The following is a 19,170-nucleotide window of genomic DNA, read 5'->3' as shown; positions in this document are numbered from 1 at the left end:
TATCAGATTTATGGCACTCTGTACCGGAATCGAACCAGTATCGATGACTTAGGAGGTCATTGCTCTATCCTGTTGAGCTAACAGAGTAAATATATAATAAAAAGCCCCGACTGTATTCAATCAGGGCTACTAAATTCATTTGTGCGTTTGCAACGTGCTAAAACCGCACCATACTGTGAATCATATACTTTCAGTGCACACTTTGCAAGTGTTTTTTACAAAGTTTGGCTAGTTTTTGTGAATATGGTAAAACAATCCGTCCGTCGTAGTCGCTACCTAAATCAAAGTGCCACGCCAAACTGATAAATACCAACGCCACCAGTGTAATTTTTACCTTTCTAATGCTCATTTTCTGTTCCTTTTGCTGAATCTAAGGTGCAAGAAACCACCACACTGAGCTTTGAAGTTAGGTTCTGAGCTACTTCAAAGTAAAAAGTGCGGTCGGTTTTGAATAAGTTTTAGAATCCGCCTAGTCGGTGCTTTGGTCTGAGAATATCGTTATCCCGAATGGTCGGAAGAACTCTATTCCAGTTTTCATCGCCCCACATTTCGACTTTAAAGTCAGCGGTGAGCTTTTGGATTAGCGGTTGATGTCTGCGTAACATTGAGCCATATTCGCTCACAATACTGTGTGCTTGTGCCGCAAATTTGGATTGAATGTTATCAAGTGCCGGAATGAGATAGTTTGTAAATTCCACGCATTTGACGAGAGCGAACCAGTCCCAAGCTATTTGTTGTAAATCGTGTTCGGCAAATTCAAAAGAATAATGCTCGTTATTCTTCGGTTCGATTAATTCCCCCTCAAGTGCGATTTTATGCACATATTCCACCGCACTTTGTAATTTGTCTGCCGGAATATCTTCTATGCTTTCTACGTTCATATATTGATGAACAAGATTATAGGCTTCGGAATAAATCAATCCTTTTTTACTCACCAACATATTTACAGCATTACGTAAGCCTGTGCGTTCATCTACTGTGGTTTTGTGTTCGTATTTTCCCGTTTTGCGAATTTGTGGTAGCACTTCTTCAAATACCCAATTCTGGAATGTTTCAGCTTCAGGTTTATTAGATCTAAAAATAACACGGTAAAGATTAGGTTCATTGATAAAGATCATTTCTTGATCTCCACCATTTGAAGGGGTGGAAAGTTTTTCCACTCCTTTCGGATTGAACTTGAATTTAGACACAGATCTGTTTCCCAATCCCAAGACAGTTGCAACGTCTAAAAGACAGAAGAATGGCTCTTGATTAAGGACATTAATACGAACAGGGAAAGAGTGAAAGTTAAATGTAGATAGTACGGTTTTCATATAAGCATTTCCTTTTGAGAGAAATCCCGATAATTCGGGCGGTCGAGAGCTCAAAACTCGTGCTTAATCGAGCGGAGTTATTCCCTTTCGGTATTTTATTCCTCGCACTCTCGACCATTGGTTTAGATTATTGTTTTTTTGTACCATTAATTCTGTGGTAAAGAGAAAGAGATCACAAATTTCAGATACAAAAAAATCACGCTGACGGGGTGAATAACCGTTAAGCAAAAAGGCTTTTGAGACCTTGGATGGGATAATACAAAAAAGCCCCATTGATTGCAATAGGGCTTTTGATTTTTAACTACTTTGTTTTTTTCTGAAGTTTTCATCGTTTGTACAATACTCTAAAGAATCACGGATCAAGCCGCTAATTCTTAAAATATTCTCAGGATAATCTAGGATAATTTGGTTACTAGCCACCTCTAACCCCGCTCTTTGAATCTCTCGCTGATGTTCCTCTGTGAGTTCAATCGGTATAATGATTGATGGTCGCTGCTTATTATCATAATAACGCAATACCCAACGATTAGATTTACCTTGGTAAAGAATACTGAAATAGCTTTCCGTATCTTTGGCGATAATGTCTATCTCGTCTCCTAAGATCATTTTAACGTAATCCAACAATAGCCTCTCTGTGTAAGTTGTAACAATTTTGCTATTACTTGGATCGATTATCGGTGCAGTTTCATCTACGACCTGTTCTACTTCGGTAGTATCAGGAATATCCACTTCTTGATTTCCGGTTAAACCCGATACAACCATTGCACTTACCGCTTTTTCTACCGCTTGCTTGACTATTGGTGTAATGCTCTCAATAAATCGCTGATTCAATTGTCTCCCGATATTTGAATGACTTGCAACATAGCGTACAAAATCAGCATTAACTTCTTTTAAACTACTTGAAATGGTTTTTGTAAATGTTGATAAATAGATGCTTTCTTCAGCTAATGTGCGTAACGCTTCCGGCTGAAATTTATCATGACAAAATTGGCTTAGTTGCTCAATTTTAGAATGATCTAATGATTCAAAATTGATACGCAAGAACGGCGTATCATCCATTATATTTTTTTCTTTTAGATCAGTAAAAAAACGCCATTCCCGACCATTTGTAATAGCAGCAACAGCCACCTCAGGTGTTGCATTAAAATATCGAGCAAGCTGTGGCGCATGATTTGTGAGGTTTTCAGCGTAGGCTTTAGCCTCAATGAACATCACAGGAACATTATGACAAAACAGAGCATAATCTACTCTCTCACCGTTTTTAACACCAACAAAATCAGCCATATATTCTGCTTTTACTTTTGTTGGATCATAAGCACTAAATCCTAAAATATCCAAAAATGGCAAAATTAATGCCTGTTTAGTCGTTTCCTCTGTCGTACAGTGTGAGCCTACACGTAAGATATGCTGAGCATGAGATAAAATACGATCTTTAAATAATTGGTCTGTCATAACTTTTTTCCTTAGGTTGATTGGTCTTTTATATTCAACTATAAGAACTGGATCAAACAAGTGATCTAAATCACAAAACAGAAAAAAAGCTCAATTTCTTGAGCCTTTTGAAGGTTTTTTTAAGCAACAAATACCGTTTTCCCAGTGTGCAACATGAGTTTTAGTGATGTTTTCGCTGTTTTTAGACGGTTAAAATACTCTCTACGGGATATATTAAGGCAACGATGAATATTGCTAATTTCCCACCGATCAACATAAGTCAGCATAAATACATCATAAAGCTCAGGATTCACTTTATGCATAATTAACATACATTCGTTAATCTGCATACCTAAATCATCAGAAATCGGATCTAAATGCGGTTTGTAAGCATATTCGGCATTAGGCTTAACTTGAGCAAATCCGGCTGATATGCGAGGAAATTCCGTGCCGTAACGAGGTGTCGCCCAGTATCCCCATTGCACCGCTACTCTATCAATATTAATACTACGCATTTAAGCCCTCTAACGTTTTAATTTTCTCTTTGTAATACTGAATAATTTCTTTGCAATCTTCGATTGTGTTAATCAAGCTCAAGTCCTCTTGAACCAAGCTCAAATTTATTTTTATATTTAGGGACAGAATGCTTAACCTTTGAATTTGGGTGAGTCATGCTTGGAGAAAACAACGCACTTTCAATAGACCATCCGGCTTTAATTCGATTTAATATCGTATTTCCTGCAACTGTTACCCTATCTTGTCTTGCCCACTCGTTAGCAGTCATTGTTACTCCATTAAATGTTATTGTTGAATGTCCTTTATGAGTATATTTAGGTATTAATGAATGGCTGCGCATCACATTACAACCACGGCATATCGGTCTAAGATTGCTTGGCTTATTGTTAGCTATATCATTATCAATGTGATCTACATGACAGTTATGCCAAGTTAATTGAGAGCCGCAAAACTGACAATGAGGCAATTTATCACCGTAGATCGAATAAACTACAAGTCTATGCTCGTAAACATATCCATCACTCATTGCCAATGGATGTCTTGGCTCAAAAAGTAATTGATAACCTTTCATGTTACTTCTGCGGTACTGTCTAGTAGGTTTAGGTAACAAATCGTAAGTGCCATTCCGCATAAATCTAAAATAATGTTTTTGGCATACGCAATCTGCTTTGTACCTAGCCTCTCTATCGCAACCATCAATCTTGCATTTCATTTTCTAGCTCCTTGTTTTTAACTCGGTATAATTTAAGCATTTCTTTTAGTTCAGCTATTTCCCATTTTTTTATCCGGTGTTGATTTGCCTCCAGCCACTCAACTTTTTCACTTCCGATCTTATTTACTAGCCTTGGTCTATACCCGTGGATATTCCCGCCGCCAACAAATAAATTGCATCTAATGCAACCGGAGTGAATATTGTCTTCGTGGAACCGTAAAAATGAACTTCTACCCTGAGGGATAAAGTGTGATGCTTGAAAACTTGGTTTCCATGGCGCACCGCAAGCAATACAAGGCATTCCTTTGTCACGCAATCTAATAAATTTATTAACTTCTTTCTGTAACGCCTTAAGCCAATGTCCACGATCCGTTTCTTTCAATTTCGCCTTACGTTCCCTTAGCCTTTGCTTCTCCGCTTTCTCTCGGGCTTTCTGTGAGTTATTTCGAACGAGCTCTATTGCGCATTTTGGAGAACAAGCCTTTTGCATTGAGTTAAACGGAGTAAATTCTTTACTGCACACTTTGCATTTCTTCGGTTTGAGTAGTTTAATTCTCATTTTTTCCTCGCTAAAAAAATGCATATAACTGATTAATCACGTTCTCATCTGTGGTATTACCAAAAATCTCTTTGAGAGCGGCATTGATTAATGCGGAGTAACATTTTTCAAATTCATCTTGCTCCATATTGCCATAACTCAAACTTTGAGCTTCTACCCGTAGGCTGCCGTCCAATTTGTAAGTCACATCTTTATAGCCGGCAATCACTGTCAGATTCTTGCGGAAAGTGTCAAACTGCTTGCGTTCGTCAAAGTATTTCCATTCGGTTTTATCTGCGGCCCAATGCTCAAAACAGAAATTAAAAAAGGCGAAAACCTTACGATGAAATGCCGGATTACGAACTTGCTTAATTTCAATTTCGTATTGCTCGCCGTTGCGGAACTTCTGCAAGGCTTCGGCTTCCGTTTCCGTTGCCGGCACAAAAGTTCCCCCCGGTAACTTCGTCATCTGAAATTTAGCCACAATACCCACCGCACTTTTTCAATTCTTCCAACTTAAACCAACCGCAAGACTTCGTGCGGTTTAAACTACAATCCCGACTGACATTCGGGAATCGTCCCGTGTAATGACCGGCACAGCGAAAGGGTTCATCTTCAAACCAACCCCATTCATCACCGGCGCTGCAATCCTCAATCTCACCACCGCATTTAGGACATAGGTATTTACTCATCAAAATTCATCCTTTTCCGTTTTTTTATAACGTGGTTGTTTTTTATCCGGCTTACCCATTTCTGCTCGTCGTTCAGCCTCTAATTGATCACATTCAAACATCGCACCAAATTTCTGATCGACATAAACCTTACCCGTTCCACCGTGGCGATTTAATCTCACCATCACCTCCGTCAAATACGGATCGGCATTTTCGTTGTAAACCGATTCTTTATATAAACCGAACCAATAATCACACTCTTGCTCAATTTGCCCTGTATCACGACTATCACTCGGCAGAGGGCGCTTATCCGCACGACTCTCAAGGTTGCGGTTTAATTGTGTAAGGAGTAAAACCACACAATCCATTTCGCGTGCAAGATTTTTTAATTCTTTGGTAATTTGCCCATAGGCTAAATCGTTTCGCTCGGCTTTCTCTGCTTTCATCAAGGTGAGGTAATCGACGCCAATCAAACCAATTTCTCCCCGTTCACGCTTAATGCGGCGACATTCATTGCGGATGTGCGCCATTGATACTCCCGGTGTGTCATCGATATAAAGTAAATCACCATTGACTAAATCGCCTACAGCACTTGCCACCTTATTGTTAAACGTTTCAGGGTAAAGATGATATTTCTCGTTAAACGCCTCCTCATTCTGCTGTGATTCATAAAACGCATGACTATTCACGTCCGCACGTTTACTGATCATCCGTTCAAAAATGGCTTTACCGGACATTTCAAGGCTGAATAACAAAACGGGTTTCTTCTCATTCAAAATGCAGTTTTCCGCCATCAACGAATAAAACGCCGTTTTACCGCACTTAGGGCGTGCGCCCACAACAGCAAGGGATTGTCTAACTAACCCTTTTGAGCCAAGTAAGCGATCTAAATCCGAAAGCCCGGAACTTAATCCACGCACCGATTCAGGATTAAGCAAGCGTGTTTGATAGTCGTTCAACCAGTCATTTCCGACATCACGACCACGACGTAGCCCTTGAACTTTGCCCTCTCTTGAATAATCCGCAATTTCAGACATTAAACGGCTAATCGTCTCCAAACGTGCTTCAACCGGCGCACCGCTTTGTTCAAAAATTAATGCCTCACAATCTTGCAGTTTCGACAAGGTAAAACGTTTCACCGCCTCAGAACGTACGATTTCAGCGTACGCTTTCACATTTCCGGCGCTTGCCGTATTGTTGGATATTTCGGCAAGATAAGCGAAGCCGCCCACGTCTTCACTGATACCTTTCGATTTCAAACTATGCTCAAGTGTGAGTAAATCAATCGGCTTGTTCGCTTGCGCCAAGGCTCTCATCTCTGCAAAAATTCGCTGATGGGCGTAAGTGTAAAAACTCTCCGGCTTGAGCATGCCAAAAATCGGATTGGTTCGTTCATTCACACCCGCAAGCATTAATGCCCCGAGAACCATCTGCTCGGCTGTTACATCGTGTGGGATGATTTTCACGGTTCCTGTCGTCATTACAGCGCCTCCTCCCGAACCCGTAGCACAATATCGGCACGGATGGCAAAATCAAAATTTGCCCGCCAACTCCGATCGTTTTCGCCCCAATGATGCGGTTTCATTGCCTCGAAAAACGCACGGAAATAATTCGCCGCACATTCCGCCGTTGGCGCTTTCAATTCACCAAGAAATTTTTTGATTGCCCGCTTTCGCTTGTCGTTGATTTTTTCCACGAATGGCAATTGTCCACCACGATTTTCGTTTTCGCTGTTCCAACATTCTGCGATTTGGTCAAAATTAATTTTTTCTCCAACACGACGTGGGCTTTTCGCCAAGGATTTGCCGTCAGGCAAATTCTCCCCTTGGGGGATAATGGGGGTATTTATTTTTTCTTTTGTAATAGTTTCTTTTGTGTTCCCTACTTTTTCGGGATACCCATTCCCTACTTTTTCGGGAATTAAATCCCTATTATTTCGGGAACTCCCTACTTTTTCGGGATTAACCATTTCCCACTTAAAAACATCTAGATTTACACCTGTTTTCTTGCCAGACTCAAATAAAACCCGCTCTTTAATCAATTCTTTTCTTGCTGCCGAAAGTTGATTGATATGGTATTTTGTCGGTTCAATATTCATCATTTCGCAGACTTGTGAATGTGTAAACCAATCACTTTCTTTGTGCCAAGAGAGTGTTTTAAGAATAGTGGCTAATAAGTAAGAGCCTTTCCAACCCAACACTTTTGAGCGTAAGATAGCTTTTAAAAGCTCATTCGGAATTGCCGTGAATCCATCATCAACACTCACTTTCTTTGCACCTTGCTGTTCTGTTTTTTGTTTTGCTACTTGTTGTAAACGTAGCTCTTCAATTCTCACAACGTTACTCATCATTCAACTCCTTAAAAAGCCTTTTGGATTGTTTATCAAGTTCATCAATTGAAATCCCCTGCTCAATTAACTGTTTTAATCGTTTTCGATATTCCAAGGCTTGCCAAAAAGGAGAATAATGCGTATAATCATTCCTGAATTTGGATTTATTTCTACACATAGGAAATCTCCTTATAGAATTAACCACGGTTGCAGCCGTGGTTTTTTATTGCCGTTTGTTTAATACAATCACACTCTCAATCGAAAGCTGTGTCGCTGTTAAATGTTTGTCGAGAAGACGGCGGATTTTGTCTTCTTCATCGGACGTAATCTCACCGTCTTGTAAAGACTTTTCTAATGCGGTGTACAACACGCCACGGGCGGATAACTCGTGAAATTGCAGGGTTGAAATTTCCGCATTGTCTAACTCATCTGCGCTCACATTCGGCACAAACCGACCGCCTGATAAGCGACAAATCTCATCGGTGAAATCCGTTAAGCCGTACTCTTGTTGAATCGCCAACAATTCCTCATTGGTAAAGCGTTGTCCTTTGGTTTGGTATAGGCGGTTGTTTAACTGCGTTTCGTTCAAGCCAAGAAAGCTCGCCACGGCTGATTTACCGCCCGCACATTTTTCAATCATCTCAATAATGGTTTTCTTAATTGCCATAATTTTTGCCTTGTTTTTATGGTTTTCATTTGGGGGGAATCGGGTAAATTAGTTTTTAACAGGGAAAACATCGTCAAGAGAGACATTCGCACCCAAAGTGTTTAGTGCTACGATGATTTGTCTCGCTACAGCCAATGATGGCTTACGGGTTCCGGTTTCGTAATTTGCAATTCTTGGTTGACTCCAGCCAATACTGCTCGCCAATTGAGTTTGAGTTACACCAATTTGATTGCGGATTTTTGCAATATTGTTCATATATATTTCCATTTGTAATAAATCCCACGCAAATTAAATCACAAAAAGAAATGTTTAGCAATTGCAATTTGAAATTATGAAAATATAACGGAACGTATTAAAATAGATTGCAGGTAAAACAAGGGGGAAAAATGTCAACAACGTTAGGTGAAAGAATCAAGGCTTACAGGGAGCAACTTGGTATAAGTCAAAAGGAATTAGCTGAACGTAGCAATCAGCTAGATAAAACAAATTCAAATTGGGGGCAACCAAGAATAGCTAACTATGAGAAAGGTAATCGAACACCGAATCTTGATGATATAAAAATCTTAGGAAAAGTCCTAAATGTAGATCCACAAGTTTTGGCTTTTGATACCAATGTTGAACCAATAAAAATTGTAAGATCTCGCGAATATCCACTGCTTAGCAAAGTACAAGCCGGCTTATGGACCGGAATTGATTATCTCCAAAACATTGATGAGGGCTTTGAATTTTTATCAACCAACACACTTGCTTCCGAAAATGCTTTCTTTTTGCAAATATCCGGACAGTCAATGGAAACACGCTTTCACGAAGGGGATTTAGTGTTAATCGATCCGGACCTTGCTCCGACACCGGGCAAATTTGTTGCGGCTGTTAATGGTGATGGTGAAGCAACATTTAAGAAATATAAAGAACTTGGTACTTTTGATGAATGGGGTTCTCCACACTTTGAATTAGTGCCGCTTAACGATGTATTCCCAACATTAAGCTCTCTCAACCAAGAGATACGCATTATAGGTGTAGCCGTTGAGCATCGACAAGGCTTGTAATGAGAGTACACCAAAGCCAGAAGTTGAATTTTGTGGGGTAACAAAAACTGATTATTAAACCTTAATAACAATTAACTCTAAGGAGAATATTATGGAAGAGTTTATTTACGTTCCTATTTTAAAAACTAAACAAAATGAATTCTTGGCACTACAAGTGTTAGATGATCAAGTTAAAGACAAAATAAAACCATTATTTGTTTTAACTCAAGATAAGTGCTTTGAAAGAGCCTTATCCCTAGCCAAGAATTTAAATCAGAAGTGGTCCTCTAGAGATGTGTTTATTGACATATGCCAAGTAAATAACTTCAATATAAATCAATTGAATCATGTAACAGCCATATTCTCTGATCTTATTAATAATAATATTCAATTTACTCCCGTGATTCACCTGGATAATCCTAACCAAGACGCTATAAATTATGTTATCCAAACCCGAATAACTTCAGCTATATTGGTAAAAATAAAGAACTTTTCACACTCTACACCAAATAATTTACAACAATTGATTAGCTCATTACCAAACGTAACTGATGTTATATTGGATTTTGGAAGTGATATTGCAACAAGCAGACAAAATCATTCATTTAATATATCAACATATATTAACCATATTTCTACACATATATCACCACATATAAGCATAATTGTTGCCGGATCTTCGATTCCAAGTGAATTACCGAGAAATAATTATATGCCATTTGGAATGGAACCAAGAACTGAATGGCTTGGCTTTTATGATTACTATTATTCAACTCCAAGAAGTAATCCTATTGTTTTTAGCGATTATTCAATTACACACCCAAACGAATTGGAACCAATGACTTTTGTAAACCCAAATGCCAAGATACGATATACCATTTCAGATAATTATCTTTTTGCAGTTGGCTATCAAGTTCACTCACATACATCTGGATTTGGACAGTATCACGCAATGGCAGGATATATAGTTAACTCTCCATATTTCATGGGGCAAAACTACTCATGGGGTGATAAATATTTATATGATTGTAGTACTCAGGCGTGTGGACCAGGTAATATGGGAAGTTGGATTAAAGTAGGACACAACCATCATATAACTTTTGTCACTCGTCTGATTGGCGCCAATTTATACGGGATTTCAATATAGCTCTAGTACTATCCCTTAGCTCATTTAAAGAAAAGGTGTCTATAATTAATTTATAGATATCTTTTCTCACGAGTTTTCGGATACGCCAGTCAACCCTTATTTTTGTGGCAAGCAAAGTTAACGCTTCTTCTTTCCAAATGAGCTTAGATAGCTCAAATGGATCAATATTCCTATTCTTTTTATTACGGCGATAAGTGATAATGTTCACCTTCCCATGACTGCTCATTGTTGCAATCTTAACTCCCCACCAATCAGGAATCATATCAATCGCTTCTTGAACATGTTTCCCTCCAACTACCAAAGTAACTTTATCCATAATAGATGAATAAGCCAAAGATTGTTGAGGCAAACGCAAAAGATTGTCTGAATCGCTTTTTAACTCATAACCATGTAATTCGCCATTGACTACGGCAATATCAACTCGATTGCGTCCATGATCTAGCCCCAACTCATCAATAACTAAAGTAGATGGATCATTGAGGTGCATCTTTAATATTTTGTCTTTTACCGCTTGACGAACATCTTTATCAAGCATTCGATTTATTGACATTTGCTTCTTATGCTAAGTTAAAAATGAAGGTAATTATAAAGAAAAATATGAAATATTCATCAAAAATCTCTATTTGCTATCCTTCTTTTTATTTTAGAAAATTTTCTCTCTCCTCTCTTTTTTCTCCATCCATTGATTAAAAAACAAGCAATCAAACTACTTCATCAAAAAATTATTCTCTTAAAAATCAATCAAATAATAACAAATTGAAATACATCTTACAAATGAATCACTTATTGTTATTGACTTTTAAATTTCAAACCGTGATAATAAACACATCAAAACAAAACACCCACTAAGGAAATAACATGACAGCTAAACAACTTCTTGAAAACCAAAATTTCTTTTCAATGGCATTGGTAGAAAGTATCAAGCTAATGGCGCAGAAAAGCGGTAAAAGCACTCAAGAGTTATATCGTCTATATCAAAAACAAGAGAGTGGATTTATGGACGAGCTAACGAAAAATATCAAAGCCTGTGCTGAAATCACCGCTCAAGCCCTCGCTTAAGAATTTTTACCAAGCCCTTTGAGGAGGGCTTGAATAAAGGTTCTACCTTTACCACCCGAGCAGGCGAAAGCCGAGAGATAAGCAGAGACGGTGGTTTGAATGTTCTTTAAAAATAGATAACACCCTTTAGCCTTAATTAGGGCGATTTCGCCACAATAAGGTACGCAAGCTAGGCGTGGGTGGTTGAGGCAACAAGCACAATGTTTTCATTGTTTACCGTATTTTCCCTTAATCGGGCCGAAACCGATTCAACCTTTACAACGTAAAGCAAGATGACGGATTAAGCGGATTATCATATTAAGTGCGGTAAACAATGGAAAAGAGAGAAAGGGGTCAGAAATGGCAAAAATCACAATTTTAGGCAAACCGGGAAAAACTAAACCGCAGGAAATCGGCAAAAAAGGACGACAAGCCAGAATGTTTGAAAAGTCCCGAAAAATGACCGCACTTTGGGAAAAAGCGGTTGTGAAACCAAGTGCGGTTGATAGTGCAATCAACTTGGCCCACAGAGACAAAAAACTAATAGATATTGCCAACTACAACTGCGTAAAAGGCAAAATCAAATTCGGTCAAGTCAGAGCCAAAGAACGCCGACAAATGGGGTGTCGGGAGTTGGTGAGAATTTAAGTTTAGAAAGAGGAATTAAAAATGGAAAAAAGTAAATTTTATGAAGCTGAAAGTGTAAAAAGTGCAACAGTTGACGCTATTCAGAAAGAAAAAATTATTGAAGCAATTTTACAATCAATTAAAAATTGCAATTATTATGATGGTTTAGAAATAAGCGCTTGTAAAGCCATCTCTAACATCAATAAATTTAGTGATGCAGAAATTAAAAGCGAATTAAAAGATGAAGCCGGAACAGATTTATCAGGGTTCAATTAATTCTGCCATAAATCAGAAATCTTGTTAATTGCTCTCATTGTAGCAAAATCATTGTTCGAGCAATCAAAAACACCTATTCGATCATCTGAATCAATAAACTGATTTAAGTAATCTCTACATTCTTCAGCTGTATGTGATTTTGACTGAACATACCATACCGATTCAAATAGCTTAGCATAGGTTCCATAAGATTTAATTGCATCAATTAATGTTTTGTAATCACGTTGATTTCTTAAATCATAGGTAACAATAAGATTTGGCATAATATTTTCCTCGCATTAATTGTAGTCGCAGGAAACATTATATTCCTCGATGTAGTCGCATACAAGAGGACTTGAGCCTTACAAGTATAAAGAAAGGCAATCACCAAAAACCGCTCTCAAAACCCTGTGCGAAGCAATTCGCCCAATCTTCTTGAAACCTCTAAACCGAGAGCGGTTTTTAATGACATAGAGACCTAGTCTCACTCCGTTTGCCCACTTAACCGTGGGCTTTTTTATAGGACAAACAAAATGCAAAAGAAATACGAACTATTGAAAGATGACACCAAAGAATATTTTGGCAGAACGCTATATCGCATTAAAGCCCTAATCTCTTTTGGTGCAGTAGTTGCCGGCGAACTTGGCGGCTATATCGAGCAGAGAAAAATTTAGATCAATCTGGCAACGCTTGGGTATATGGCAACGCTCAGGTGTCTGGCGACGCTTGGGTATATGACTACGCTCAGGTATTTGGCAACGCTCGGGTATATGGCGACGCTCAGGTATTTGGCAACGCTCTGGTATCTGGCGACGCTGAGGTATCTTGCAACGCTTGGGTATATGGCAACGCTCGGGTATTTGGCAACGCTGAGGTATATGGCAACGCTCGGGTATATGGCAACGCTCAGGTATTTGGCAACGCTGAGGTATATGGCAACGCTCTGGTATCTGGCGACGCTCAGGTATTTGGCAACGCTCGGGTATATGGCAACGCTCGGGTTAGATCTTGCGCCATTGTTTCCGAGCGAAAAATGATTTTCTGGGCGAGTAATGTCGGTACCGAGAACGGTACACTCACAGTGTTTAATGGCAAGGATGACTTAATCGTTACAAGAGGTTGTTTTACCGGCACAGTCGATGAATTTTTAGCTAAATCGGCGGAAGTGCACGACGAGAAAACCAAGAGGGAGTATCAATTGTTAATCGAAGTAGCTAAGAGTCGAATTTTAGGATAAGTAATTGTTCTGATTTTTGATTAGACATGATAAATCCTAATTTATACGTTGTGGTTGCACAAATTATAATCCTTATGCGTTGTGGTGACAAGTAAGGCGTGTTAGTCACAATCGCATTTTTGCAACGGTTACACACTGCCATTAAAGAAAATTTATAGCTATTTCCCCAAGTGGGGTCATCTTTCTGATGAAAAAATTCTCCCTTGATCTCAAAACCAGTATTTTGTGCCCCACAATAAGGGCAATCATAAGCAAAGGTAATCATATGGAACTCCAAAAACACACAAAACTTATTGATAATTTTATCAACGATGAACACGCAATGTCACTTCTTTTCGACACATATCAAGCAATGTCGAACAACAAAGAAGATCAGGAAAAATTTGTGCTTGCTCTTATCGGTCATTCGGTTACCTCGCACAAATTGTTACAGTTCAAAATGAAATAGGGATTTGACACCGCCCCCAATTCAGACTAAACTAACCCCACTTTCAACAGAAAGTCGGGAATTGGCGTTCCTGAATTATACAGAGCGGTGCAGAAATAATAGTCGCTCAAGGCGGCTTTTTTTATAGCCGAAAATCAGTAAATCTAAAGGCGCTGTCAAATTGACAGAGCCCTAAAAACTTCAAAGGGTATTACAAATCATCATACCCTTGAAAAGTTGTCAATGATGGGCTGGTTGAGGGATCGAAAGATCGCCGTTTTCTCTGTATAGCGGTACGCCAACCTTGATCAGTTCATCACCAGTAATTGGCGTTGCTTGTGATGAGTTTAAAAAACTTAATACAGAGATTTCAATTATGACAACTTTAACCTTTCAAAATACTACTCTTTCGGTTATCAATCAAAATAACCAAGTTTGGCTTACTGGCTTAGAAATTGGTCGTGCTTTAGGCTATAAAGATCCATCATCAAATATCGCAAAATTATTTGAACGCAACCGTGATGAATTCTCCGAAAATATGACCGCACTAATTGATATGAAGACAGTAAGTGGCATTCAAAAGGTACGAATTTTCAGCCTGCGTGGTTGCCACCTCATCGGAATGCTCAGCCACACCAAAGTCGCCAAAGACTTCCGCAAATGGGTGCTGGATATTTTGGACAAAGAAACCGCCGAGCCAAAACAACTCGCCCTGCCAACGCCCGAACGCACATTTACCCTCAACCTCACCGAAGGGGAATTATGCGATCTTTGTTGGCTATGGAAAGCGGCAGAAGTTATGCGTAACTTGCTTAAATTCATTGAACCTGCGTTAGATATGCTTGGTTCTCGCTATGCAGGAGCGGCACATTCATGCTCTGTTGAATATCGCCGAACGGTTGAAAGCGCCAGAGAAATTCTTCTTCGCCCCACCGCCGAAATCAAAGAGCAAGGTATTTACCTTGAAGAAAATTGGCATAGAGTGTTACACGAACTGCGTAAAGGCAAGCTAAATAAAATCTACTAAAACCTAATCAAAAACCGACCGCACTTTTCCCCGTGAAAATCGTGTGGCGGTTTCTTGCACCCAAAATTCAGCAAACTGACTAAAAAGGAAACAAAAAATGGCAAAAAAAGTAACTTATCAACTTATTGTGAAAGTTGATGATGAAGAGGTTTTAAACCGCAAAACTGAGTTCGAACATCAGATGGATTTAACTGCACCGGGAGAAAAAGCACTCGAAGCAATCCGAGTGCTTGAGCAAGATAAGTTAGAAAATGAATTACTTGGTATTACGGTTCAGGCGTTTCTATAAATGTGCAGTTCGCCTCATAACGAATACGTTTCGCAACATTGCATACTTCCTGAATACGCTTTATACGCACATCTTCATTTCTAAAACTAAGATAGTTATCAGGGAAAAAATGAATAGCAAGGCTCATTGCCTCATAAGGTGTTAAAACATTTTCATCATCAAAATTAGACATTTTTAATCTCCTATATTGGTTGTGTGGAAATGCCAATATACCACGTTTGCGGTCGTGGTAAATAAACCGCACTTTTAAGAGGAAACAACAATGAACAAACGCCAAAAGAAAAGAAAGCGATCTCAACGAAACCAAATCGCTATGCGTTCCCGCACCGTATTTATTAACGAACCACCAAAACAGGAAGCCACTATGCACAAATCTATTTTTGAATTTCTCGCCTTTCTTGGCAAAGGCGCACTTGTTTTACTCGCCACCGCAATCGTAGTGATTGCCATTTTTAGTGTCTCTCAAGCGTGGGGCAACCCAACAGACTGGCACAATAACGAACTCAGCGAGCAAATAAGCCAACAAGCCCGAGCCGAAGCCCGAAAACTTTGGCGTGAAGAAAACGGCGATTGGCAGCCAAATTTAACACCACAAGCGGAATGGGAACTACTCCACTACACAGCAATAAAACAAGCGGAGTTAAATCATGAAAATCAATAAAACACGCAACTATGACATTCAATCGCACCCACAAGGATTGGGCTATATCGCCGTGGAATATATCAACGGAAAGAAAGTATGGATAAGCCAAAACCACTGCGACAAGTCATTATGTGAAACCGAAATTGAAAAAAGAAAGCAGCGATTAGCAGAGCTAAATTTGCTTAATCAAACAAAAAATAGACGTAGAAATTGACCGAACTTTGGAGATTAAACAATGAACCCTTTACTTGCCTCAGCTCATCAAGAACACCTAGACAGCCTCGCCGCTTGGGATTGCGCCCTTGAGGAAGAAATAAAAGTGGTTAAATCCGAGGCTGAAAATAAAGATGAACACGTCCTTTACGCCATCAACGAATACGTTAGTTACCATGATGACGAACTGGCATTACACGACTTAGCATTCGGTTCTGGTGCATTTGACAAGCTCATTGAATTACGTGATCGCGCGATTGCTCATGTAGCTGAAAAACGTATCGAAAAACGAATGAATGAATATCATCCGCCCTATTAATGGAGGTAAAAAATGACAACGACACAAAATACGCCAACTAAACCAAACGCACCGGTGAAATTATCCGAATGTAAAACGCTCAAGGATTTTTTGAGCCACCCGATTATTCTTGAAAAAGTGAAAGCATTGGTCAATAAAAATGCGGCAACTTTTACCACAAGTATTATGCAGATTGTAAACAGCAATACCATGTTAAAAAATGCCGTTCCAATGAGTGTTTTCAATGCAGCCTGTATGGCAGCAACGCTGAATTTGCCATTACAAAACGGGCTTGGTTTTGCTTACATGGTGCCATATCAACGCAGTTACAAAGATAAAGATGGTAAATGGCAGAAAGTAACCGAAGCTCAATTTCAAATCGGTTATAAGGGATTAATCCAACTGGCGCAACGCAGCGGACAATTTAAACGATTAGTCGCTGTTCCGGTTTATGAAAAACAACTGATCGAAGAGGACCCGATTAACGGCTATGTGTTCGACTGGAAACAAAAGCCGGAGCAAAACGAAAAACCTATCGGCTACTATGCTTATTTCCAACTGGTGAATAGCTTTACCGCTGAATTATACATGACTGAGGAAGAAGTCAATCAACACGCACAACGCTATTCACAAACTTACCGCACCTACCTTGACAAAAAATCAAGAGGGGAAAAAGCCACCAGTGTTTGGGTGGATAACTTCGATTCAATGGCCCTGAAAACCGTCATGAAACTTTTGCTTTCCAAGCAAGCCCCGCTATCTGTCGAAATGCAAAGTGCAGTATTAGCCGACCAAGCCGTAGTGAAAGATGCCGAAAAGGGCGAATTTTCTTATGTCGATAACAATATCCAAGACGCAGACTTTACAGAATTGACCGTCAGTGATGAAGCCTTTGAGAAGTGTAAACAAAACATCATCAACGGTGAAACCACACTACAAGAATTGTGTGATAGTGGGATGTATGAGTTCAGCAAAGAACAGTATGACGAATTGGAGAAGTTGGAGAAACTATAACGTCAGAAATTCTTATTCTTTATTTAAAATTAAAAATTAAGTACTATAACCACACTAGTCAAAAGAGGAAAATCAATGCTCATCACTCACAATAGAGAAAAATTGTTACAAGTAATTACTTTTTTTTCTCAAAATGTTGAAAAGTTAGGGAAAATAAAGCTCTTTAAGTTGCTTTATTTCCTTGATTTTGAACATTACAAACAAGTAGGGCGTTCCGTAACAGGGCTTGATTATTCTGCTTGGAAAATGGGACCTGTACCTGTCGATTTACATGAAGAAATTAAACAGCCAGAAGCCGATTTTCTAGCTAAAATCAAAATTGAACAAATTCCCATCCGTAAAGGAAGACAAGAAATGCTGAAATTTAATGCCTTGTCTGAATTTGATCAAACCCATTTTTCTAAACGAGAATTAAAAATACTTAATACATTAGCACAGCAATATAAAAATGCATTTGCTGATGATATGATCGAAGCAACCCACCTTGAACGTTTACCGTGGCATCAAATCTATGAAGTTGAAGGCAAAAAGAAAGAAATAATTCCTTATGAGTTAGCATTACCAAGCCAAAATAGGGAGTCAATGCACAAGGACAGTATTGAACGTCTAGCACTGCTTGAGGTGTTAAAGTAATGCTTCAGTTGGGTTCAATCTTATTTCATCCTAAATTCAAGTTTAATGATGGCGGAGAGCGTGATAAATACCTAATTATTTTGGGTATGACATCACAAAAATTGATTGTAGCTAAAACCACTTCAAAGGGGTGGAGATATACCCTTGAATATGGTTGTCAGTTAAATACGCATCAAGCATTCTTTTTGCCACAAAATAGTAACCCTATACTGAGTAAAAATACTTGGATTTGTTTTGATGAATTTTATGAACTTGATAAAAATGAATTGGGCAATCGAATAGGTAATTCTGAATTATTTCATTGTGGAATATTAGTTAATGAACATCTAAAATATATTCAACAATGTGCATTGCAATCAGACGATATTTCAGCACACCAAGAGCTAATTATTCGACAATCACTAATCTAAACATTTGACACCCACCGCCCTTTATTCTAGACTGTCCCCACTTTCAACAGAAAGTCGGGAATTGGCGTTCTTGAATTAGTGAGGCGGAGATAATAATGATCGCCTTAAGGCGATTTTTTTATAGCCGAAAATCAGCAAATCAAAGGTTACGATGAATTGTCGTATCCTTCAAAACTTCAAAGGTATGGGCAATTTGCCCCACCCTTTCAAAAAGTTGTCAATGATGAACTGATTGAGGGGATCGAAAGATCCGCCGTTTCTCACTACGGTACGCCAACCTTGATCAGTTCATCACCAGTAATTGGCGTTGCTTGTGATGAGTTTTTAAAACTTATTAGTGAGAACAAAATTATGACAACTTTAACTTTTCAAAACACAACCCTTTCGGTTATCAAACAACAAAATCAAATCTGGTTATCTACAGCAGAAATTAGTAAGGCATTGGGCTACAATCGTTCTGATAATGTATTAAAACTCTACAACGCACACCAAGACGAATTTACTCCAAATCCGACCGCACTTTCAGATGAACCGGTACAGGATTTTGTGATTTCAATTCGGTTAAATCAAGTTACCCAATCTTACGCTGTCAATATTGCCCGTGAATTGAAAGCGCGCTTTGGCGACAATGTGAGCTTAAATAAAGCAAAGTAGATTTGACAAACCGCCCAATATCGGATTAAGATAACCGCACTATTAAAGCAAGTCGG

34 protein-coding genes and 1 tRNA gene are annotated in these 19,170 nt (G+C 38.9%); 17 read left to right on the top strand and 18 right to left on the bottom strand.

What is annotated here, in order from left to right; genetic code table 11:
- Positions 1–11: 11 nt before the first annotated feature.
- The 14 genes from FEE42_RS01705 to FEE42_RS01635 form a co-directional block, all read right to left on the bottom strand.
- A tRNA-Arg gene (locus FEE42_RS01705) sits at positions 12–87 on the bottom strand.
- A 103-nt stretch (positions 88–190) separates the two neighbouring features.
- Positions 191–349 carry a hypothetical protein gene (locus FEE42_RS01700; protein WP_164027557.1) on the bottom strand — a complete coding sequence of 53 codons (159 nt, stop codon included), beginning with the start codon at positions 347–349 and terminating at the stop codon, positions 191–193.
- 109 nt (positions 350–458) lie between these two features.
- Positions 459–1,313 carry a P22AR C-terminal domain-containing protein gene (locus tag FEE42_RS12740; protein ID WP_237184451.1) on the bottom strand — a complete coding sequence of 285 codons (855 nt, stop codon included), beginning with the start codon at positions 1,311–1,313 and terminating at the stop codon, positions 459–461.
- 297 nt (positions 1,314–1,610) lie between these two features.
- Positions 1,611–2,765, bottom strand: a complete 1,155-nt coding sequence (locus tag FEE42_RS01685; protein WP_136126486.1) for a type I restriction endonuclease — start codon at positions 2,763–2,765, stop codon at positions 1,611–1,613.
- A gap of 119 nt (positions 2,766–2,884) precedes the next feature.
- Positions 2,885–3,259, bottom strand: a complete 375-nt coding sequence (locus FEE42_RS01680; protein ID WP_237184450.1) for an antiterminator Q family protein — start codon at positions 3,257–3,259, stop codon at positions 2,885–2,887.
- A 68-nt stretch (positions 3,260–3,327) separates the two neighbouring features.
- Positions 3,328–3,972 carry an HNH endonuclease signature motif containing protein gene (locus tag FEE42_RS01675; RefSeq protein ID WP_164027556.1) on the bottom strand — a complete coding sequence of 215 codons (645 nt, stop codon included), beginning with the start codon at positions 3,970–3,972 and terminating at the stop codon, positions 3,328–3,330.
- Positions 3,956–4,531: a recombination protein NinG gene (locus FEE42_RS01670; RefSeq protein ID WP_164027555.1), complete on the bottom strand. Its 576-nt coding sequence runs from the start codon at positions 4,529–4,531 to the stop codon at positions 3,956–3,958. The genes FEE42_RS01675 and FEE42_RS01670 overlap by 17 nt, the downstream gene beginning before the upstream one ends.
- A gap of 10 nt (positions 4,532–4,541) precedes the next feature.
- Complete coding sequence (locus FEE42_RS01665) at positions 4,542–4,979, bottom strand: DUF1367 family protein (RefSeq protein ID WP_164028796.1); 438 nt, start codon at positions 4,977–4,979, stop codon at positions 4,542–4,544.
- A 7-nt stretch (positions 4,980–4,986) separates the two neighbouring features.
- Complete coding sequence (locus FEE42_RS01660; protein ID WP_164027554.1) at positions 4,987–5,202, bottom strand: hypothetical protein; 216 nt, start codon at positions 5,200–5,202, stop codon at positions 4,987–4,989.
- The gene (locus tag FEE42_RS01655) at positions 5,202–6,662 is read right to left on the bottom strand and encodes a replicative DNA helicase (RefSeq protein ID WP_164027553.1); all 1,461 of its coding nucleotides are present in this window, start codon (positions 6,660–6,662) and stop codon (positions 5,202–5,204) included. Before FEE42_RS01655 ends, FEE42_RS01660 begins: the two co-directional genes overlap by 1 nt.
- Positions 6,662–7,531, bottom strand: a complete 870-nt coding sequence (locus FEE42_RS01650; protein WP_237184449.1) for a replication protein — start codon at positions 7,529–7,531, stop codon at positions 6,662–6,664. The genes FEE42_RS01655 and FEE42_RS01650 overlap by 1 nt, the downstream gene beginning before the upstream one ends.
- Positions 7,521–7,688, bottom strand: a complete 168-nt coding sequence (locus tag FEE42_RS01645; RefSeq protein ID WP_157888085.1) for a hypothetical protein — start codon at positions 7,686–7,688, stop codon at positions 7,521–7,523. The genes FEE42_RS01650 and FEE42_RS01645 overlap by 11 nt, the downstream gene beginning before the upstream one ends.
- 45 nt (positions 7,689–7,733) lie before the next feature.
- Positions 7,734–8,177: a YmfL family putative regulatory protein gene (locus FEE42_RS01640; RefSeq protein WP_164027552.1), complete on the bottom strand. Its 444-nt coding sequence runs from the start codon at positions 8,175–8,177 to the stop codon at positions 7,734–7,736.
- Between the two features lie 48 nt (positions 8,178–8,225).
- Positions 8,226–8,432: a helix-turn-helix transcriptional regulator gene (locus tag FEE42_RS01635; RefSeq protein WP_059366203.1), complete on the bottom strand. Its 207-nt coding sequence runs from the start codon at positions 8,430–8,432 to the stop codon at positions 8,226–8,228.
- A 131-nt stretch (positions 8,433–8,563) separates the two neighbouring features.
- Between FEE42_RS01635 and FEE42_RS01630 the strand changes: the two genes are divergently transcribed.
- Complete coding sequence (locus tag FEE42_RS01630; protein ID WP_059366202.1) at positions 8,564–9,223, top strand: LexA family transcriptional regulator; 660 nt, start codon at positions 8,564–8,566, stop codon at positions 9,221–9,223.
- A gap of 91 nt (positions 9,224–9,314) precedes the next feature.
- The gene (locus FEE42_RS01625) at positions 9,315–10,349 is read left to right on the top strand and encodes a beta family protein (RefSeq protein WP_164027551.1); all 1,035 of its coding nucleotides are present in this window, start codon (positions 9,315–9,317) and stop codon (positions 10,347–10,349) included.
- Here FEE42_RS01625 and FEE42_RS01620 read toward each other — a convergent pair.
- Positions 10,306–10,899 carry a sce7726 family protein gene (locus FEE42_RS01620; RefSeq protein ID WP_164027550.1) on the bottom strand — a complete coding sequence of 198 codons (594 nt, stop codon included), beginning with the start codon at positions 10,897–10,899 and terminating at the stop codon, positions 10,306–10,308. The two genes, FEE42_RS01625 and FEE42_RS01620, sit on opposite strands and share 44 nt — an antisense overlap.
- 308 nt (positions 10,900–11,207) lie before the next feature.
- Between FEE42_RS01620 and FEE42_RS01615 the strand changes: the two genes are divergently transcribed.
- From FEE42_RS01615 to FEE42_RS01605, 3 genes are all read left to right on the top strand, one after another.
- Positions 11,208–11,408: a hypothetical protein gene (locus FEE42_RS01615; RefSeq protein WP_059366196.1), complete on the top strand. Its 201-nt coding sequence runs from the start codon at positions 11,208–11,210 to the stop codon at positions 11,406–11,408.
- A 339-nt stretch (positions 11,409–11,747) separates the two neighbouring features.
- On the top strand, positions 11,748–12,035 hold the full coding sequence (locus FEE42_RS01610) for a hypothetical protein (RefSeq protein ID WP_164027549.1): 288 nt from the start codon (positions 11,748–11,750) through the stop codon (positions 12,033–12,035).
- Between the two features lie 21 nt (positions 12,036–12,056).
- Complete coding sequence (locus FEE42_RS01605) at positions 12,057–12,290, top strand: hypothetical protein (RefSeq protein ID WP_077494273.1); 234 nt, start codon at positions 12,057–12,059, stop codon at positions 12,288–12,290.
- Here FEE42_RS01605 and FEE42_RS01600 read toward each other — a convergent pair.
- Positions 12,287–12,553, bottom strand: coding sequence for a hypothetical protein (locus FEE42_RS01600; protein ID WP_077494272.1), 267 nt, complete (start codon positions 12,551–12,553; stop codon positions 12,287–12,289). The genes FEE42_RS01605 and FEE42_RS01600 overlap by 4 nt on opposite strands.
- A gap of 249 nt (positions 12,554–12,802) precedes the next feature.
- On the opposite strand from FEE42_RS01600, the gene FEE42_RS13010 reads away from it, so the two are divergent.
- Together FEE42_RS13010 and FEE42_RS01595 are read left to right on the top strand one after the other, a co-directional pair.
- Positions 12,803–12,943 (top strand): hypothetical protein, encoded by a 141-nt coding sequence (locus tag FEE42_RS13010; protein WP_418067185.1) that lies wholly within the window; start codon positions 12,803–12,805, stop codon positions 12,941–12,943.
- 38 nt (positions 12,944–12,981) lie between these two features.
- Positions 12,982–13,506: a polymer-forming cytoskeletal protein gene (locus tag FEE42_RS01595; protein ID WP_418067183.1), complete on the top strand. Its 525-nt coding sequence runs from the start codon at positions 12,982–12,984 to the stop codon at positions 13,504–13,506.
- On the opposite strand, the gene FEE42_RS01590 is transcribed toward FEE42_RS01595, so the two are convergent.
- Positions 13,484–13,771 (bottom strand): hypothetical protein, encoded by a 288-nt coding sequence (locus tag FEE42_RS01590; protein ID WP_164027548.1) that lies wholly within the window; start codon positions 13,769–13,771, stop codon positions 13,484–13,486. The genes FEE42_RS01595 and FEE42_RS01590 overlap by 23 nt on opposite strands.
- On the opposite strand from FEE42_RS01590, the gene FEE42_RS01585 reads away from it, so the two are divergent.
- The 3 genes from FEE42_RS01585 (at position 13,772) to FEE42_RS01575 (ending at position 15,249) form a co-directional block, all read left to right on the top strand.
- Positions 13,772–13,954, top strand: coding sequence for a hypothetical protein (locus tag FEE42_RS01585; protein ID WP_164027547.1), 183 nt, complete (start codon positions 13,772–13,774; stop codon positions 13,952–13,954). It begins immediately after the preceding gene.
- Between the two features lie 355 nt (positions 13,955–14,309).
- Positions 14,310–14,960 (top strand): P22AR C-terminal domain-containing protein, encoded by a 651-nt coding sequence (locus FEE42_RS01580; RefSeq protein ID WP_164027546.1) that lies wholly within the window; start codon positions 14,310–14,312, stop codon positions 14,958–14,960.
- Between the two features lie 97 nt (positions 14,961–15,057).
- Positions 15,058–15,249: a hypothetical protein gene (locus tag FEE42_RS01575; RefSeq protein WP_164027545.1), complete on the top strand. Its 192-nt coding sequence runs from the start codon at positions 15,058–15,060 to the stop codon at positions 15,247–15,249.
- On the opposite strand, the gene FEE42_RS01570 is transcribed toward FEE42_RS01575, so the two are convergent.
- Positions 15,227–15,421 (bottom strand): hypothetical protein, encoded by a 195-nt coding sequence (locus FEE42_RS01570; RefSeq protein WP_164027544.1) that lies wholly within the window; start codon positions 15,419–15,421, stop codon positions 15,227–15,229. The two genes, FEE42_RS01575 and FEE42_RS01570, sit on opposite strands and share 23 nt — an antisense overlap.
- Positions 15,422–15,511: 90 nt before the next feature.
- Between FEE42_RS01570 and FEE42_RS01565 the strand changes: the two genes are divergently transcribed.
- From FEE42_RS01565 to FEE42_RS01535, 7 genes are all read left to right on the top strand, one after another.
- The gene (locus FEE42_RS01565; RefSeq protein ID WP_237184448.1) at positions 15,512–15,910 is read left to right on the top strand and encodes a hypothetical protein; all 399 of its coding nucleotides are present in this window, start codon (positions 15,512–15,514) and stop codon (positions 15,908–15,910) included.
- A complete protein-coding gene (locus tag FEE42_RS01560) occupies positions 15,897–16,106 on the top strand; it encodes a hypothetical protein (protein WP_059366188.1) in 210 nt (69 codons plus the stop codon). The genes FEE42_RS01565 and FEE42_RS01560 overlap by 14 nt, the downstream gene beginning before the upstream one ends.
- A gap of 21 nt (positions 16,107–16,127) precedes the next feature.
- Complete coding sequence (locus tag FEE42_RS01555; RefSeq protein ID WP_059366187.1) at positions 16,128–16,424, top strand: hypothetical protein; 297 nt, start codon at positions 16,128–16,130, stop codon at positions 16,422–16,424.
- 12 nt (positions 16,425–16,436) lie between these two features.
- Positions 16,437–17,417 (top strand): recombinase RecT, encoded by a 981-nt coding sequence (locus FEE42_RS01550; RefSeq protein ID WP_136125908.1) that lies wholly within the window; start codon positions 16,437–16,439, stop codon positions 17,415–17,417.
- 75 nt (positions 17,418–17,492) lie between these two features.
- A complete protein-coding gene (locus FEE42_RS01545) occupies positions 17,493–18,050 on the top strand; it encodes a Panacea domain-containing protein (protein WP_059367746.1) in 558 nt (185 codons plus the stop codon).
- Positions 18,050–18,460 (top strand): hypothetical protein, encoded by a 411-nt coding sequence (locus FEE42_RS01540; protein WP_059366185.1) that lies wholly within the window; start codon positions 18,050–18,052, stop codon positions 18,458–18,460. The genes FEE42_RS01545 and FEE42_RS01540 overlap by 1 nt, the downstream gene beginning before the upstream one ends.
- 156 nt (positions 18,461–18,616) lie before the next feature.
- Positions 18,617–19,114, top strand: coding sequence for a BRO-N domain-containing protein (locus tag FEE42_RS01535; RefSeq protein ID WP_164027392.1), 498 nt, complete (start codon positions 18,617–18,619; stop codon positions 19,112–19,114).
- Positions 19,115–19,170: the final 56 nt, after the last annotated feature.

This window comes from Rodentibacter caecimuris (assembly GCF_010587025.1).
Taxonomy (GTDB): Bacteria; Pseudomonadota; Gammaproteobacteria; order Enterobacterales; family Pasteurellaceae; genus Rodentibacter; species Rodentibacter caecimuris.
This window is presented reverse-complemented; position numbering and strand designations above follow the sequence as displayed.

Coding starts and splice junctions, on each gene's coding strand:
- FEE42_RS01700 (WP_164027557.1), bottom strand. CDS start 349: ATGAGCATTAGAAAGGTAAAAATTACACTGGTGGCGTTGGTATTTATC.
- FEE42_RS12740 (WP_237184451.1), bottom strand. CDS start 1,313: ATGAAAACCGTACTATCTACATTTAACTTTCACTCTTTCCCTGTTCGT.
- FEE42_RS01685 (WP_136126486.1), bottom strand. CDS start 2,765: ATGACAGACCAATTATTTAAAGATCGTATTTTATCTCATGCTCAGCAT.
- FEE42_RS01680 (WP_237184450.1), bottom strand. CDS start 3,259: ATGCGTAGTATTAATATTGATAGAGTAGCGGTGCAATGGGGATACTGG.
- FEE42_RS01675 (WP_164027556.1), bottom strand. CDS start 3,972: ATGAAATGCAAGATTGATGGTTGCGATAGAGAGGCTAGGTACAAAGCA.
- FEE42_RS01670 (WP_164027555.1), bottom strand. CDS start 4,531: ATGAGAATTAAACTACTCAAACCGAAGAAATGCAAAGTGTGCAGTAAA.
- FEE42_RS01665 (WP_164028796.1), bottom strand. CDS start 4,979: ATGACGAAGTTACCGGGGGGAACTTTTGTGCCGGCAACGGAAACGGAA.
- FEE42_RS01660 (WP_164027554.1), bottom strand. CDS start 5,202: ATGAGTAAATACCTATGTCCTAAATGCGGTGGTGAGATTGAGGATTGC.
- FEE42_RS01655 (WP_164027553.1), bottom strand. CDS start 6,662: ATGACGACAGGAACCGTGAAAATCATCCCACACGATGTAACAGCCGAG.
- FEE42_RS01650 (WP_237184449.1), bottom strand. CDS start 7,531: ATGATGAGTAACGTTGTGAGAATTGAAGAGCTACGTTTACAACAAGTA.
- FEE42_RS01645 (WP_157888085.1), bottom strand. CDS start 7,688: ATGTGTAGAAATAAATCCAAATTCAGGAATGATTATACGCATTATTCT.
- FEE42_RS01640 (WP_164027552.1), bottom strand. CDS start 8,177: ATGGCAATTAAGAAAACCATTATTGAGATGATTGAAAAATGTGCGGGC.
- FEE42_RS01635 (WP_059366203.1), bottom strand. CDS start 8,432: ATGAACAATATTGCAAAAATCCGCAATCAAATTGGTGTAACTCAAACT.
- FEE42_RS01630 (WP_059366202.1), top strand. CDS start 8,564: ATGTCAACAACGTTAGGTGAAAGAATCAAGGCTTACAGGGAGCAACTT.
- FEE42_RS01625 (WP_164027551.1), top strand. CDS start 9,315: ATGGAAGAGTTTATTTACGTTCCTATTTTAAAAACTAAACAAAATGAA.
- FEE42_RS01620 (WP_164027550.1), bottom strand. CDS start 10,899: ATGTCAATAAATCGAATGCTTGATAAAGATGTTCGTCAAGCGGTAAAA.
- FEE42_RS01615 (WP_059366196.1), top strand. CDS start 11,208: ATGACAGCTAAACAACTTCTTGAAAACCAAAATTTCTTTTCAATGGCA.
- FEE42_RS01610 (WP_164027549.1), top strand. CDS start 11,748: ATGGCAAAAATCACAATTTTAGGCAAACCGGGAAAAACTAAACCGCAG.
- FEE42_RS01605 (WP_077494273.1), top strand. CDS start 12,057: ATGGAAAAAAGTAAATTTTATGAAGCTGAAAGTGTAAAAAGTGCAACA.
- FEE42_RS01600 (WP_077494272.1), bottom strand. CDS start 12,553: ATGCCAAATCTTATTGTTACCTATGATTTAAGAAATCAACGTGATTAC.
- FEE42_RS13010 (WP_418067185.1), top strand. CDS start 12,803: ATGCAAAAGAAATACGAACTATTGAAAGATGACACCAAAGAATATTTT.
- FEE42_RS01590 (WP_164027548.1), bottom strand. CDS start 13,771: ATGATTACCTTTGCTTATGATTGCCCTTATTGTGGGGCACAAAATACT.
- FEE42_RS01585 (WP_164027547.1), top strand. CDS start 13,772: ATGGAACTCCAAAAACACACAAAACTTATTGATAATTTTATCAACGAT.
- FEE42_RS01580 (WP_164027546.1), top strand. CDS start 14,310: ATGACAACTTTAACCTTTCAAAATACTACTCTTTCGGTTATCAATCAA.
- FEE42_RS01575 (WP_164027545.1), top strand. CDS start 15,058: ATGGCAAAAAAAGTAACTTATCAACTTATTGTGAAAGTTGATGATGAA.
- FEE42_RS01570 (WP_164027544.1), bottom strand. CDS start 15,421: ATGTCTAATTTTGATGATGAAAATGTTTTAACACCTTATGAGGCAATG.
- FEE42_RS01565 (WP_237184448.1), top strand. CDS start 15,512: ATGAACAAACGCCAAAAGAAAAGAAAGCGATCTCAACGAAACCAAATC.
- FEE42_RS01560 (WP_059366188.1), top strand. CDS start 15,897: ATGAAAATCAATAAAACACGCAACTATGACATTCAATCGCACCCACAA.
- FEE42_RS01555 (WP_059366187.1), top strand. CDS start 16,128: ATGAACCCTTTACTTGCCTCAGCTCATCAAGAACACCTAGACAGCCTC.
- FEE42_RS01550 (WP_136125908.1), top strand. CDS start 16,437: ATGACAACGACACAAAATACGCCAACTAAACCAAACGCACCGGTGAAA.
- FEE42_RS01545 (WP_059367746.1), top strand. CDS start 17,493: ATGCTCATCACTCACAATAGAGAAAAATTGTTACAAGTAATTACTTTT.
- FEE42_RS01540 (WP_059366185.1), top strand. CDS start 18,050: ATGCTTCAGTTGGGTTCAATCTTATTTCATCCTAAATTCAAGTTTAAT.